12 protein-coding genes and 2 pseudogenes are annotated in these 13,578 nt (G+C 69.8%); 6 read left to right on the plus strand and 8 right to left on the minus strand.

Annotation, left to right across the window (positions count from 1 at the left end):
- A pseudogene (locus I5I_RS16430) lies at positions 1-205 on the plus strand (hypothetical protein); the annotation flags it as partial.
- A 12-nt stretch (positions 206-217) separates the two neighbouring features.
- Here I5I_RS16430 and I5I_RS09830 read toward each other — a convergent pair.
- The 3 genes from I5I_RS09830 to I5I_RS09840 all read right to left on the minus strand — a co-directional run bounded on the left by I5I_RS09830 (position 218) and on the right by I5I_RS09840 (position 2,223).
- Complete coding sequence (locus I5I_RS09830; RefSeq protein WP_036318958.1) at positions 218-625, minus strand: hypothetical protein; 408 nt, start codon at positions 623-625, stop codon at positions 218-220.
- Positions 626-954: 329 nt separating this feature from the next.
- The gene (locus I5I_RS09835; protein ID WP_239640081.1) at positions 955-1,638 is read right to left on the minus strand and encodes a hypothetical protein; all 684 of its coding nucleotides are present in this window, start codon (positions 1,636-1,638) and stop codon (positions 955-957) included.
- Positions 1,639-1,689: 51 nt separating this feature from the next.
- The gene (locus I5I_RS09840; RefSeq protein ID WP_005050645.1) at positions 1,690-2,223 is read right to left on the minus strand and encodes an amino-acid N-acetyltransferase; all 534 of its coding nucleotides are present in this window, start codon (positions 2,221-2,223) and stop codon (positions 1,690-1,692) included.
- Positions 2,224-2,270: 47 nt separating this feature from the next.
- Here I5I_RS09840 and I5I_RS09845 point away from each other — a divergent pair, with 47 nt between their 5' ends.
- The 3 genes from I5I_RS09845 to I5I_RS09855 are packed head-to-tail and all read left to right on the plus strand — an operon-like array spanning position 2,271 to position 6,465.
- Positions 2,271-4,799, plus strand: coding sequence for a circularly permuted type 2 ATP-grasp protein (locus I5I_RS09845; protein WP_036318960.1), 2,529 nt, complete (start codon positions 2,271-2,273; stop codon positions 4,797-4,799).
- Complete coding sequence (locus I5I_RS09850) at positions 4,799-5,725, plus strand: transglutaminase family protein (protein WP_239640084.1); 927 nt, start codon at positions 4,799-4,801, stop codon at positions 5,723-5,725. The genes I5I_RS09845 and I5I_RS09850 overlap by 1 nt, the downstream gene beginning before the upstream one ends.
- Positions 5,722-6,465, plus strand: coding sequence for a gamma-glutamyl-gamma-aminobutyrate hydrolase family protein (locus I5I_RS09855; protein WP_036318964.1), 744 nt, complete (start codon positions 5,722-5,724; stop codon positions 6,463-6,465). Before I5I_RS09850 ends, I5I_RS09855 begins: the two co-directional genes overlap by 4 nt.
- Positions 6,466-6,545: 80 nt before the next feature.
- On the opposite strand, the gene I5I_RS09860 is transcribed toward I5I_RS09855, so the two are convergent.
- From I5I_RS09860 to I5I_RS09875, 4 genes are all read right to left on the minus strand, one after another.
- Entirely contained in the window at positions 6,546-9,071 is a 2,526-nt protein-coding gene (locus tag I5I_RS09860) for an ATP-dependent Clp protease ATP-binding subunit (protein WP_036318966.1), read from the minus strand.
- Between the two features lie 213 nt (positions 9,072-9,284).
- Complete coding sequence (locus I5I_RS09865) at positions 9,285-9,992, minus strand: hypothetical protein (RefSeq protein ID WP_051039557.1); 708 nt, start codon at positions 9,990-9,992, stop codon at positions 9,285-9,287.
- Between the two features lie 85 nt (positions 9,993-10,077).
- Entirely contained in the window at positions 10,078-11,538 is a 1,461-nt protein-coding gene (cls, locus tag I5I_RS09870; RefSeq protein ID WP_036318968.1) for a cardiolipin synthase, read from the minus strand.
- Positions 11,539-11,588: 50 nt separating this feature from the next.
- Complete coding sequence (locus tag I5I_RS09875; protein ID WP_036318970.1) at positions 11,589-11,801, minus strand: hypothetical protein; 213 nt, start codon at positions 11,799-11,801, stop codon at positions 11,589-11,591.
- A gap of 135 nt (positions 11,802-11,936) precedes the next feature.
- On the opposite strand from I5I_RS09875, the pseudogene I5I_RS17965 reads away from it, so the two are divergent.
- Together I5I_RS17965 and I5I_RS09880 are read left to right on the plus strand one after the other, a co-directional pair.
- A pseudogene (locus I5I_RS17965) lies at positions 11,937-12,194 on the plus strand (DUF4192 family protein); the annotation flags it as partial.
- Between the two features lie 190 nt (positions 12,195-12,384).
- A complete protein-coding gene (locus tag I5I_RS09880) occupies positions 12,385-13,068 on the plus strand; it encodes a DUF4192 family protein (protein ID WP_374699913.1) in 684 nt (227 codons plus the stop codon).
- 3 nt (positions 13,069-13,071) lie between these two features.
- On the opposite strand, the gene I5I_RS09885 is transcribed toward I5I_RS09880, so the two are convergent.
- Positions 13,072-13,407: an HPr family phosphocarrier protein gene (locus I5I_RS09885; protein WP_441295541.1), complete on the minus strand. Its 336-nt coding sequence runs from the start codon at positions 13,405-13,407 to the stop codon at positions 13,072-13,074.
- Positions 13,408-13,578 lie beyond the last annotated feature (171 nt).

A 13,578-nucleotide genomic window follows, 5' to 3' on the forward strand; every position in this document is an offset into this window, starting at 1 on the left:
AGCTCGGTCCCGGGGATCCTCTAGAGTCGAGCTGAGCCTGGCCGGCGAAGTGCGAGCCGTCACTGCTCACGAGCAGCGCCGCAACGAGGCGAACCGGGTCGGCTATCGGTCCGTCATCGACACGGCATCCCGCGACCTGCGCGGCGCCCTGCGCGACCTCGCACGACACCATCCGAGCGAGCCGAGCGACCGACCCGACTTCTGAGCACGCCGCCCGTCAGGCCTCGAGAGCGAGCGCCGCCAGCAGATCCGCCGGAGAGGCCTGCATCGCGTGTGGTCCCGCGATGTCGAAGAAGACCGTCGTGATCTCCGACTCGTGGGCCGCGAGGAAGCTGCGCAGCCACGTGGGCGAGTGCAGCGCCACCGCGGGGGGAAGAGCGGCGGGCTTGTTCGCCGCATCGCTGAACAGCAGCAGCGCGACATCGCCGGTGTTCGGGTCGCGGTACGTCCAGACCTCGCCGGTGTCACGCGGGTCGTCGCGCTGACCAGGGCGCATGAGCGGCACCACCGTCGGGCCGTGACGCAGGGCGAAGGCGAGTGCTGCCATGTCCTGCGTCTGCAGGGCGTCCGCGAGTTGCGTGTTGCGGAATTCGAGCGGGGGCTTCGCGCGCTTCTTTCCGGCCATCCCTCCAGCATACGAGGCGCCTCGCGCGCCGCGTCGACTCGCCGGCCGCGCCCAACGTGACGGACCCTGCGCGAGACAAGGGGGGCCCTCTCGATCCCCACATTGGGGGCTGGGAGAATCGAGAGGGCCTGGGCTCATCGGGCGATCTGCCGAATGCCGGTCTTGGGGGTGACACGACGACCGCCGTTGGGGGCGACGGTGGCTCGCCACGAGAGCTACGAACAAGGCTAACCGCGCCCGTGAGGCGGCGGCTGGTTCTCAGATGAGAAATCTCTCAGAGTTAGAGATATATCACTGCCTAGATATCCCGAATGGCGATGATCGCGGGCTCAGCGCAGTTCGAACACCTTCGTATCCGCCGCCTGGATGCCGCCGATCGACACCGAGAGGTGGTAGTAGCCCGGCGAGGCCTGCGGCCGCGACGACCCGCACGTGTCGACCGATGATCGCGTACGGTCCCACTGCAGCGGCGTCACACTGGAGACGGTCTGACCCGCTGCCAGTTGAACGACCTGATCGCTGGACTCCGACTGGCAATCGGTCGAACGCCACCACGTGTCGGTGCCGCTGGTGATCACGAATGACTGCGTCGCGGTCCCCACGTTGATCAGGCACGCCGCGCCCGACGTGTTCGAGAGCGTGATCGACAGCTTGGGCAGCTCGCCCGCGCTGTACACGTCCTGATCCGTGACCGCCTGCACCGAGATGGCTGCCGTCGAGCAGGCCGCGACCGTGGGCGTCGTCCCCGAGGTGTCGGGGGTGGGCTCGGGCGCTGCCGGCGGCGCTGAGGCATCGGCGGGTGCGGCGGATGCGGTCGGAGCGGATGCCGAGGCGAGGGGCGTCGTAGCCGACGGGCTCGATGCGGGCACGGCGGGCTGAGACGCGCGCCACGGCTGCCAGATCGCGAGGACGATCGCCGCGATGATGACGAGGACGATCAGCACGGCGACGAGCCGGCGCCGCCGGTAGACGGCGGGGCTGGGGCGTCGCGAACGGCGCGTCGGGGTGCTCACTCCTCCAGGCTAGGCCGCGGCATCCCCGTCTCCTGCCGGGGCGCGCGGGGCTCAGAGGTTCTTCAGCATGCGGGTATTGCCGAGCGTGTTCGGTTTGACGTGCGCGAGGTCGAGGAACTCCGCGACACCCTCGTCGGGGCTGCGCAGCAGCTGCGAGTACACGTCGGGGTCGACGACCTGTTCCCCGATGGGCGCGAAACCGCGACGACGGAAGAAGTCGACCTCGAAGGTGAGACAGAACAGCCGCGACAGACCGAGGTCGATCGCGCGGTCCTCCAGCTGCGTCACGATCGCCCCGCCGACACCGTGATGCAGCCAGTCCTCCGCGACGATGAGCGTGCGGATCTCGCCCAGGTCCTCCCACATCACGTGCAGGGCGCCGCAGCCGATGAGCTCGCCGTCCTGCTCGGCGACGACGAACTCCTGCACCGATTCGTACAGGGTGACGATCTCCTTGCCGAGCAGGATCCGCCGCTGCACCCACGGCTCGAGAAGGGCGAGGATGCCGCGGACATCCGAGGTCCGCGCGGGCCGGACGACGGGGCGGGCCGGGCTGGTGCCTTCGGTGGGGTCGGCAAGGGTCACCGACCCACTGTATTGCCCCCTACGCTGGAGCCGGGAAGGACTTCGCCGTGAGTGTGTTGCGCGACTATGCCGCGACGGTGTCGCAGCCGACGCTGCCCTTGTCGCCGTCGGCCGAGGCGGTTCGCTACGACGAGTTCGTGGATGCCGACGGGGCGCTCCGCCCCGGATGGAAGGCGCTGGCGGCGCACGCCTTGAGCCTCACGGGCGAGGATCTGCAGCGCGTCGACGGCGAGATCGCGCGTTTTCTCGCGGACGACGGCGTCTCGTACCTGCGCGGCGACTCCGGACCGCAGCCATGGCAGCTCGACCCGGTGCCGTTCGTGTTCGACGCGGCCGGCTGGTCGCCGTTGGAGGTCGGGCTCGCGCAGCGGGCCGAGCTGCTGAACGCGCTGCTCGTCGACCTGTACGGACCGCAGAATCTGATGCGCGAAGGGATTGTGCCGTCGGCCGTCGTCTTCGGCCACTCCGGTTTCACTCGCCCGTTGGCCCGCGCGAGCGCCGTCGACCCTCATCCGCTGCTGCTGGCGGCGACCGATCTCGGGCGCGACGCCGAGGGCGAATGGCACGTCCTCGCCGATCGCGTGCAGGCACCGTCGGGTCTGGGCTTCGCCGCGGAGAATCGCCGGGTGATCTCGCAGGTGCTGCCCGACCTGTTCCAGGAGGAGAACCTCCACCGCATCGACCCCTACTTCTCGGCGCTGCGCGCCGCGCTGCTGTCGTCGGTGGCCGCCGAGATCGATGACCCGCGGGTCGTCATCCTCTCTCCCGGCACGCTGAGCGAGACGGCGTTCGACCAGGCGTTCCTGGCGAGCGCGCTCGGTTTCCCGCTCGTGCAGGGCAGCGATCTGGTCGTGCGCGACGGGTTCGTCTGGATGAAGCCCGCCGGCTGGCCCCGCACGCGCCCCACCGACCGCATCGACGTGATCATCCGCAGGGTGGATGCCGCGTGGTGCGACCCCTTGGAACTTCGCGGCGACTCACGGCTGGGCGTCGCCGGGCTGAGTGAGGCCGTACGCCGCGGCCATGTGCGCCTGGTGAACGGCCTCGGAGCCGGCGTGCTGGAGAACCCGGGGCTGCTCCCCTATCTGCCCGCGGCGTGCGAATACCTCCTCGGCGAGCAGTTGCGCATTCCGTCGGTGCCGACGGTGTGGTGCGGCGATCCGGAGGCGAGGGACCGGGTGCTGTCGCGCGTGCGCGCGGGAGATCGGGGCCTGATCGTGCGCACGATCGACGAACCGCGCAAGGCGTTCAGCGAGATGTCGGCCGACGACCTGATCGCGCGAATCCAGTCGACTCCGCACCGGTTCGTCGGGCAGGACCTGCTGCCGCTCTCGCAAACCCCGGTCTGGTCGAGCACCGACGATCTCGGTGCGCGTATCGACGCGCTGCCGTTGACGCTCCGCGCGTTCGCGTTGCGCTACGGGTCGGCGTACCGTCCGCTCGTCGGAGGTCTGGCGACCGTGCGAGAGAGCCCCGATGCGCTCCCGCGGACGAAAGACGTGTGGGTGCTGAAAGCCTCGGAGGACGACCCCGACCAGAACCTGACCGAGATCGCGCCTGCACCGACGGCCCGCAGCGTCCCGCCGCTGGCTCCCCGCGCGCACGCCGACATGTTCTGGACCGGCCGCTACGCGGAGCGCGCGGAAGACCTTCTGCGGCTGCTGCTGACGGCGCAGACCGAGCTCGACCAGCCTCGTGCCTACGTGGCGGGCCGGCTGGCGGAGAGCCCCCGCGTCCTGCTGGATGTGCTCGGGCGTCTGGCCGGAATGCGCTCGCTCGATCCCGAGGCGGAGTTCCGTTCGCTGCTGCTGGACGTTCGTCGTCCCGGCTCCGCCGCGCATTCGATCGCGCGTCTTCGCGAAGCGATGGAAGGCGTCCGCGACCAGCTCTCCGGTGACACGTGGCGGGTCTTCGCGACGATCGATCGCGCCACCCGCGCGCTGCGCGGCTCGTCCCACCCGCACCGCACGGCGGAGTCGGGAGGGCGCATGCTCTCGGCGATGCTGTCGCTGTACGGCATCACGGCGAACATGATCCGCGACACCGGCTGGCACATGATCGAAGCCGGCCGCTTCCTGGAGCGCGGACTGCAGCTGTCCGAACTGCTGTCGACGGGTCTGGCTGAACGCCACGCGCCCCGCGCCGAGCGCAGCGTCTTGGAGGCCGTCCTCCTGGCGGCCGAGAGCGTCGTGACCCACCGCCGTCGCTACCGCGGATCGATGCGGGCCGCCGACGTGCTCGATCTGCTGCTGCTCGATCACAGCAACCCGCGCTCGCTCGCGTTCGCGCTCGCGCGTCTGCGCGAGCATCTGGCCGCCATGCCGGCATCCACGGGGTCGACCCGGGCGGAGCGCCTGCTCGATCATCTCGAAACGGAACTCGCCGCCATCGACGTCGCCGCGCTGGACGTCGTCGATAACGGTCGACGCGCCACGCTCGTCGCCTTCATGGCCGATGTGACGGCGCAGCTCGAACAACTCTCGGATGCCGTCACCCATCTCCACTTCGAGAGCGGGCCGCCCGCCGTCGCGATGACCGACCTGTCCCTCGTCGAGTTGATGGAGGCCCGCGCGTGATGCGTTACCGCGTCTGGCACCGCACCGCCTACACGTACGGCAAGCCCGTGCAGGACAGCGTCGGCCAGTTCCATCTCGTACCCCGCGGGCTGCCCTGGCAGGAGGTCACCGAGGCGAGCGTCCAGGTCGACCCGGCTCCGGGCGACATCGCGCCCGACACCGACGCGTTCGGAAACTCGGCCACCTACTTCCACCTCACCGACCCGCACGAGGCGCTGACGATCACCGCATCGAGCGTGGTCGCCGTCGAGACGCCCACCTACGACGCGGACGCGCTCGCACTCCCGTGGGAGCAGGCTCGGCCGTTGCTGAACGCTCATCTGCCCGAGGCGTGGCGGGCCGTCGAGTACGCCCTGGAGTCGCCGCGGGTGCGCCACGAGCCGGAGGCCGCGGCGTACGGTGCCGTGTCGCTCACGCCCGGTCGACCCATCGGTGAGGCCGCGACGGATCTGATGCAGCGGATCTACCGCGACTTCGACTACGACAAGACGGCGACCACCGTCACCAGCACCGTGGGCGATGCGATGCGCGCGCGGGCGGGGGTCTGTCAGGACTTCGCGCACGTGGCGCTCGCGTGCCTGCGCTCGCACGGGGTCGCCGCCCGCTACGTCTCGGGCTATCTGGCGACGCAGCCGCCGCCCGGCAAGGAGCGGGTGTTCGGCGCCGACGCGTCGCATGCGTGGCTCGCCGTGTGGCTGCCCGGCACCGACCAGTGGCTGGCGATCGACCCGACGAACGACCAGTGGGCGAACGACCGCTACGTGACGGTGGCGTGGGGTCGCGACTACGGGGACGTCGCGCCGGTGCGCGGCATCATCTTCACCAAGGCGAAGAACTCGACGCTGCGCGTCTCGGTCGACGTGGCTCCGCTCGATGCGGCGGCGACCGCTGCGTCACTTCCTCCCGCGGCGACAGGAACCGCATGAGCGCCCCCGCCAGAGACATACGACCCGTCATCGGCCTCACGACCTACCTCGAGCGCGCCCAGCAGGGTGTGTGGGACGTGCGCGCGGCCTTTCTGCCCCAGGTCTACCTCGACGCGACCACCGCGGTCGGCGGCGCGGGGGTGCTGCTGCCACCGCAGCCCGACCCGGATGCTGCCGCCGACGCGGTGCTCGACGGTCTGGACGGGCTGGTCCTCACCGGCGGCCTCGACGTCGATCCCGCTCTCTACGGCGCCGCGCCCCACCCCGAGACCGACGAGCCCCGCACCGATCGCGATGCGTGGGAGTTGGCGCTGCTGGCCGGCGCACGTCGTCGCGGGATGCCCGTTCTCGGCATCTGCCGGGGTCTGCAGCTGGCGAACGTCGCCGCGGGTGGCACACTGCACCAACACCTGCCTGAGGCGCTGGGCACGGGCCGCTATCAGCTCGGCGGCGGCGTGTTCGCGACGAACACGGCGACGGTCGAAGACGGCACACGACTGGCGGACATCGTCGGCGCCGGCGACCTGTCGGTGCGCAGCTACCATCATCAGGGCATCGACCGGGTCGGCGACGGTCTCGTCGTCAGCGCCCGCAGCGACGACGGTCTCCCGCAGGCGATCGAGACGATCGAAGGGCCGTGGTTCGTCGCGGTGCAGTGGCACCCCGAAGAGGATGCCGCCGACCGGCGCCTATTCGCCGCGCTCGTCGCGGCGGCCCGACGCTTCCGCGCCGCCTGCTAGACGTTTCGACTCACGCTCCCGCGAACGCCGAAGGGGCGGATGCCGCAGCATCCGCCCCTTCGTACAGTGATCGAACCGGGTCAGCTTCCGGCGACGATGTCCGGGGTGGCCTCGATCGCGCCGGCTGCGCCGACACCGACCGCGACCTTCTCGCCGCGAGGACCGTGCTCGAACAGGAAGGTGCCGTTCTCGGCATCCACCTTGACGTGGTCACCGGGGTTGAGCTCGCCGTGCAGGATCCGCTCGGACAGCTGGTCCTCCACCTCGCGCTGCATCGCACGACGCAGGGGGCGGGCACCGAGGGTCGGGTCGAACCCGATCTCGATGAGCCGGTCCTTGGCGGCGTCCGTCAGCTCGACCGTCATGTCACGGTCGAGCAGACGCTCGCTCAACCGCTTGGTGAACAGACCGACGATCTGGCGGAGCTCGGCCTTGTTGAGCTGCGGGAAGACGATGACGTCGTCGACGCGGTTGAGGAACTCCGGCTTGAAGTGACGCTTCAGCTCCTCGTCGACCTTGCCCTTCATCCGCTCGTAGGTCGTCTGCGAGTTGCCCTCGACCTGGAACCCGACCGGGCCACCGGCGATGGCCGACGATCCGAGGTTGGTGGTCATGATGATGACCGTGTTCTTGAAGTCGACGACGCGGCCCTGACCGTCGGTCAGGCGACCCTCTTCGAGGATCTGCAGCAGCGAGTTGAAGATGTCCGGGTGAGCCTTCTCGATCTCGTCGAAGAGCACCACAGAGAACGGCTTGCGCCGCACCTTCTCGGTGAGCTGGCCGCCCTCTTCAAAGCCGACGAACCCCGGAGGGGCACCGAACAGCCGCGAGACGGTGTGCTTCTCGCCGAACTCGCTCATGTCGAGCGAGATCAGCGCACCCTCGTCGTCGAACAGGAACTCGGCGAGCGCCTTGGCCAGCTCGGTCTTTCCGACGCCCGTGGGACCGGCGAAGATGAACGAGCCGCTGGGGCGCTTCGGGTCCTTGAGGCCGGCGCGCTGACGGCGGATCGTGCGGCTGAGCGCGGCGATCGCCTCCTCCTGGCCGATGACACGCTGGTGCAGCGCCTTCTCCATGAAGACGAGACGGCTGGTCTCCTCCTCCGTGAGCTTGAAGACCGGGATGCCGGTGGCCTGCGCGAGCACCTCGGCGATCAGACCCTCGTCGACCACCGCGTGGCTGGCGACGTCACCGCTGCGCCACTGCTTCTCGAGGCGCAGGCGCTCGGCGAGCAGCGACTTCTCCTCGTCGCGGAGAGCGGCGGCCTTCTCGAAGTCCTGCTCCTCGCTGGCGGCCTCCTTGTCCTCACGGACCTTGGCGATCTTCTCGTCGAACTCGCGCAGCTCGGGCGGGCTCGACAGGATCGACAGACGCAGGCGCGCGCCGGCCTCGTCGATCAGGTCGATCGCCTTGTCGGGCAGGAAACGGTCGCTGATGTAGCGGTCGGCGAGGTTCGCCGCCGCGACGATGGCGCCGTCGGTGATCTGCACCTTGTGGTGCGCCTCGTAGCGGTCGCGCAGCCCCTTCAGGATGTTGATCGCGTGGGGCAGGCTCGGCTCGGCGACCTGAATCGGCTGGAAGCGGCGCTCGAGCGCGGCATCCTTCTCGAAGTGCTTGCGGTACTCGTCGAGGGTCGTGGCGCCGATCGTCTGCAGCTCGCCGCGGGCGAGGAGCGGCTTCAAGATGGATGCCGCGTCGATCGCGCCCTCGGCGGCGCCCGCACCCACGAGGGTGTGGATCTCGTCGATGAAGACGATGATGTCGCCGCGCGTGCGGATCTCCTTGGTGACCTTCTTCAGGCGCTCCTCGAAGTCACCGCGGTAGCGGGACCCGGCGATGAGCGAGCCGAGGTCGAGCGAGTAGACCTGCTTGTCCTTCAGCGTCTCGGGGACGTCGTTCTTCACGATCGCCTGGGCGAGACCCTCGACGACGGCGGTCTTGCCGACGCCGGGCTCGCCGATGAGCACCGGGTTGTTCTTCGAGCGACGCGACAGGATCTGCATGACGCGCTCGATCTCCTTCTCGCGCCCGATGACGGGGTCGAGCTTGTTGTCGCGCGCTGCCTGCGTGAGGTTGCGACCGAACTGGTCGAGCACGGCCGAACCGCCCTGGGCGGCCTGCTGGTTCTGCTCGCCCGCGCCAGCGGCGACACCCGCGGGCTCCTTGCCCTGGTAGCCGCTGAGCAGCTGGATGACCTGCTGGCGCACCTTGTTGAGGTCGGCGCCGAGCTTGACCAGCACCTGTGCGGCGACGCCCTCGCCCTCGCGGATGAGACCGAGCAGGATGTGCTCGGTGCCGATGTAGTTGTGGCCGAGCTGCAGCGCCTCGCGCAGGCTCAGCTCCAGCACCTTCTTCGCGCGCGGCGTGAAGGGGATGTGGCCGGTCGGCTGCTGCTGGCCCTGGCCGATGATGTCCTGGACCTGCTCGCGGACGGCGTCCAGCGAGATGCCCAGGCTCTCGAGCGCCTTGGCGGCGACGCCCTCGCCCTCGTGGATGAGACCGAGCAGGATGTGCTCGGTGCCGATGTAGTTGTGGTTGAGCATCTTCGCCTCTTCTTGGGCGAGGACGACCACACGACGGGCACGGTCCGTGAATCTCTCGAACATTCGTCGACACTCCTCAGGCGCACGGTTCTCTGGTGCGCTTACGTCGAGGGTAACGACCAGCGGATGCCGGTATGCCCGTGTTCGCCGTCGGCGCACCGGCTCACGAACTCCGCAGAATCGCGCGCACTCCGCACGCATCCGCCGAGACGGATGCGGAGGACGTCGCTTTCTGCGGACTTCGCGTGGCGGCGTCCGAGGCGCGCCCGGCGGGACTCAGCCCGCGATGGGGATCGTGACGGGAGTGGCGAACTGCGCGTCGCCGCCGGAGAGCGTCGCGGTCGCCCCGGATGCCGCGCCGCCGCCATCCACGACGGCGAGGGCGATGCGCGGAGCCATGTCCATCGTGCAGGCCCGATCGGCGGGCGGGTCGACGAACGTGACCGCGACATCGGTGCCGGTGCTGACGGCGCTCTGCACACGCAGCGCGCACGATGACGAGCCCCACGTGAGGATCGCGAGGACATTGCCGTCGATCCAGCCCGCGGACGGCGCGTACTCCGCCACCGCCGGTCCCGCGTAAGGCTCCAGCGTGACCTGACCGCGCGCGGTGCCCAGAGAGACCGTGAGGGAGAGCTTCGCGGCGGCATCCACACCGTTCGGCAGGCTCACGAGGCTGGCACGCGGAGCCAGGTCTGCGGTGCACACCGCCTCGCCCGTCGGGTCGACCAGCGTGACGGCGACGCTCCCGTCGGCTTGCACAGAGACCTCGGATGCCGAGGGGACGCAGCTCGAGGAGCCGTGCGTGACCACGGCCACCGCGCGGCCCCCGTCGAGCCAGCCCGCGCTGACGTCCAAGACCTGGATGCCGCCCGTCGCGGAGGGAGATCCCGCCGGGGAGGCGCTGCCCGCGGCGCACCCCACCAGAACGAGGGTTGTCGCTGTGACGAGGGCGGACAGGGAGAGCGTACGGCGGATCGTCATGCGCCCATCCTGACCGAGACCTCTGAAGCGGTCCCGTGAACGCGATCACGTCCCGGTAACGACCGGGGCGCCAGCGAGGTGCCGCTTACTGCAGTGCGGAGGTGAGTCGGGCGAGGTTGTCGAGCACCGTGGAGCGCAGCGGTTGCTGCTGCCACTCTTCGAGCGTCAGCTCGCGGCTCAGCGCCCGATACTCGTCTTCGACGGCGCGCAGCTGCGAGACGAAGTCCTCGCCCCGCACGAGGAGGGAGATCTCGAGGTTCAGACCGAAACTGCGCATGTCCATGTTGCTCGAGCCGACCACCGCGACCTCGTCGTCGATCGACATCGACTTGGAGTGCAGGATGAACGGCTTCTTGTACATCCAGATCTTCACCCCGCCGCGCAGCAGCGCCTCGTAGTAGCTGCGCTGCGCGTGGTACACCATCGCCTGATCGCCCTCTTCGGACACGAACAGTTCGACGTGCACGCCGCGCTGGCAGGCGGTCTGGATGGCGAGCAGCAGCCCCTCGTCGGGGACGAAGTACGGCGAGACGATGATGATCTTCTCGCGCGCGGAGAACAGCAGCGTCATGAACAGCTTCAGGTTGTTCTGGAACTCGAACCCGGGGCCGGAGGGGATCACCTGGCAGTCGAGGTCACCGCTGCCGGTGTGCACCTGGAACAGCTCGATGCCCTCGACGATCTCGTCGGTCTCGCTGTACCAGTCGCTGAGGAAGACGGCGTTGACCGACGCCACGACCGGCCCCTCCAGACGCGCCATCATGTCCACCCAATGAAGTCCCCGCTTGATGTTCTTGCGCAGGTTGTACGTGGAGTCGGTCACGTTCTGCGAACCCATGAACGCGGTGTGGCCGTCGACGACGAGCAGCTTGCGGTGGTTGCGCAGATCGGGACGCTGGTACTTCCCGCGCAGCGGCTGCACCGGCAGCATCAACTGCCACGTCGCTCCCATCGCATCGAGTCGCCGGCACGTCTGCGCGTAGAACGGCTTGCCACGGTTGGCCCAGTGATCCAGCAGCACCCGCACGACGACGCCGCGCTTCACGGCATCCTCGAGGGCATCGAAGAATCCGGCCGTGGTGTCGTCGCACTGCAGGATGTAGAACTCGGCGTGCACGTACGTGGTCGCCTGACGGATCGCCGCCGCCATCTCGTCGATGCTGTCTTGATAGCCGGAGATGATGGTCGCGGCGTTCTCGCCCGACAGCGGCATCGCCCCGAGGTTGCGGTTGAGGCGGACGAGCTGTGCGAACCACTGCGGTGGATCGGGGCGCAGGGCGCCCAGGTCGAGCCCGTGACTCGTCGTGCGGATGTAGTCGTTGATCTGCTGCTGCTTCTTGCGGCGCTTGCGAGGCAGCCGAGGATTGCCGATCAGCAGGAACAGCAGCACACCGATGATCGGGATGAAGTAGATCGCCAGCAGCCAGGCCATCGCGGCCGTCGGGCGGCGGTTGCGAGGCACGATGATGATCGCCAGGATGCGCACGGTGACGTCGGTGACGAAGACCAGGATCACCCAGGCGAGCGCCCATCCGGTCTGATCCACGTCGCTCTCCCCGCTGTCGGACTCCGCTCAGCGTATCGACAACGGGCGACTCAGGTCGCGCGAGGCGCGTCGGGGCGCGCCGTGTCGGCAGCGCCGACGGGCGGCAAGCCGCGCTTGGCGCGTTCTTCGTTCTCGATGCGCGCGTAGACCCGACGCTCCGAGCGATCCATCCGGATGATGGCGCGCAGCACGAACACGAACAGTCCCAGCACGACGACGGTCGGCAGGAGCGACCAGGCGACGGCGGTCCAGTACGAGTCCATGGCTCCATGCTACGCCGCTGCGTGCGGGCTCCTCCGCTGCGTACGGGCTCCTCCCCAGAAGCGAGTGGGTCGCGGGTTGTCCACGACGGCGCCGCCGACGCGCAGCTCCCGCGCCCGCACGCCCAGACTCTCGGCATGTCCACGATCGTCCGCGCCGCCGATGCGGCACAGTTCCTCTCCGTTCTTCCGCACCTGCTCGGCTGCACGCCGCGCGACAGCGTCGTGGTCGTGCCCTTGTCGCAGGGACGCACGCTCGGCGTGATGCGGGTCGACCTTCCGTCCGAGACCGCGGCGGCCGGCGCCGCCGCCAGCATCATCGGCATGGCCTGCCGGATCGTCGACGTCGAGGCGGTGGTACTGGTCGTCTACACGGATGCCGAGATCAGCGACGATCCGTCGCCACGTCTCCCCCACCCCGCGGTCATCGCCGCCCTCCGGACGCGCGCCGACGAGTGCGGCTACCGGTCGCGGAGTCTTCGTCGTCGCGGCGAACGGCTGGGGATCGGCGCTGTCGAATCGGCTGCCGCCCGGCGGCCACGACCGCGCACGCATCGCCCCGCGCGACGATCTGCCGCCCGAAGCCGTGGACGGCCCACCCGCGGTGGACCAGGCGGCCGGCGCACAGTTGCCGATACCCGGCGCTGCGCGTCGGCGGGCCGTCGGACAGGCGCTGCGGTCGCTGGACGCGGCACTCGAGACCATCTGCGGCATCCCGCGGGTGAGTGGGGCCACGCCCGATCGCATCGACCCGGCGGCGCTGGAGGCCGCGTGCGCGCTCGACGACCTCCCGGCGCTGTTCGAGCGCGCACTGTCGTGGAACCCGGATGATCTGGCTCCCATGGATGCCGCGTCGATCGGCTGGTGCCTCGCCCGCGCAGGACTGCGCGACGTCGCGCTCGTGCAGTGGGCCAGTGACGTCGACGGCGGAGATGCGGCCATGGAGGCCCAGCGGCGCTGGGAGGACGGCGAGCTGTATCCGAGCGATCTCGCCGAGGTGATGTGGGGCGACGGCCCGCGACCCGATGCCGGGCGTCTCGACGCGGCGCTGCGCCTGGCGCGCAACGTCGCCGCCCTCATGCCGAAGAAGCGCCGGGCGGGTGCTCTGGCGGTGTGCGGCTGGATTGCCTGGGCGCGTGGGCGCTCCACCCACGCCGACGCCTACGTCCGCCAGGCACTCCACGCCGACCCCCGGCACGGCCTGGCCGAGATCGTCGGGTCGTTCGTCGCCGCCGGACACCTGCCCGACTGGGCGTTCCGTGCGCGGTAGAGATCAGGCCGGCGCCTGGTCGAGCTCACCGAAACCGTCGTCGACGAGCCGACGCACCGTTTCGACGGCGGCAGCGGCATCCGGTCCGCTCGCGCTGATGCGCACGGTGGCGCCGCCCCCGGCTCCCAGCGCGAGCAGCCCGATCATGCTGAGGGCGGATGCCGGGCCGGCACCGGTCGTGAGGTTCGCGATCGAGACGTCCGCATCGAAGGCGCCGACGGCCTTGACGACGAGGGCCGCCGGCCGCGAGTGCAAGCCCATCGGATTGCGCAGCACCGCCTCGACGGACGCGTCGGATCCGACGGCGCCGGCGAGCGCGTCGGAGGCCGCGGGGGGCATCGGCGCGTCCGCGGACGCCGCAAGGGCGTGCGCCTGCTTCGCCGCGAGCGCTGTCGACACCTCGTTCGCAACGTCGTCGAGGGNCTCCGCCCGCCGCCGCTCGCACGAGCCCCGCGTTGATGCCCTCAACGAACGCCCGTCGCTGATACGCACCGCAACGGTACTCGTCCG

The organism is Microbacterium sp. B24, from assembly GCF_000333415.1.
Lineage (GTDB): Bacteria > Actinomycetota > Actinomycetes > Actinomycetales > Microbacteriaceae > Microbacterium.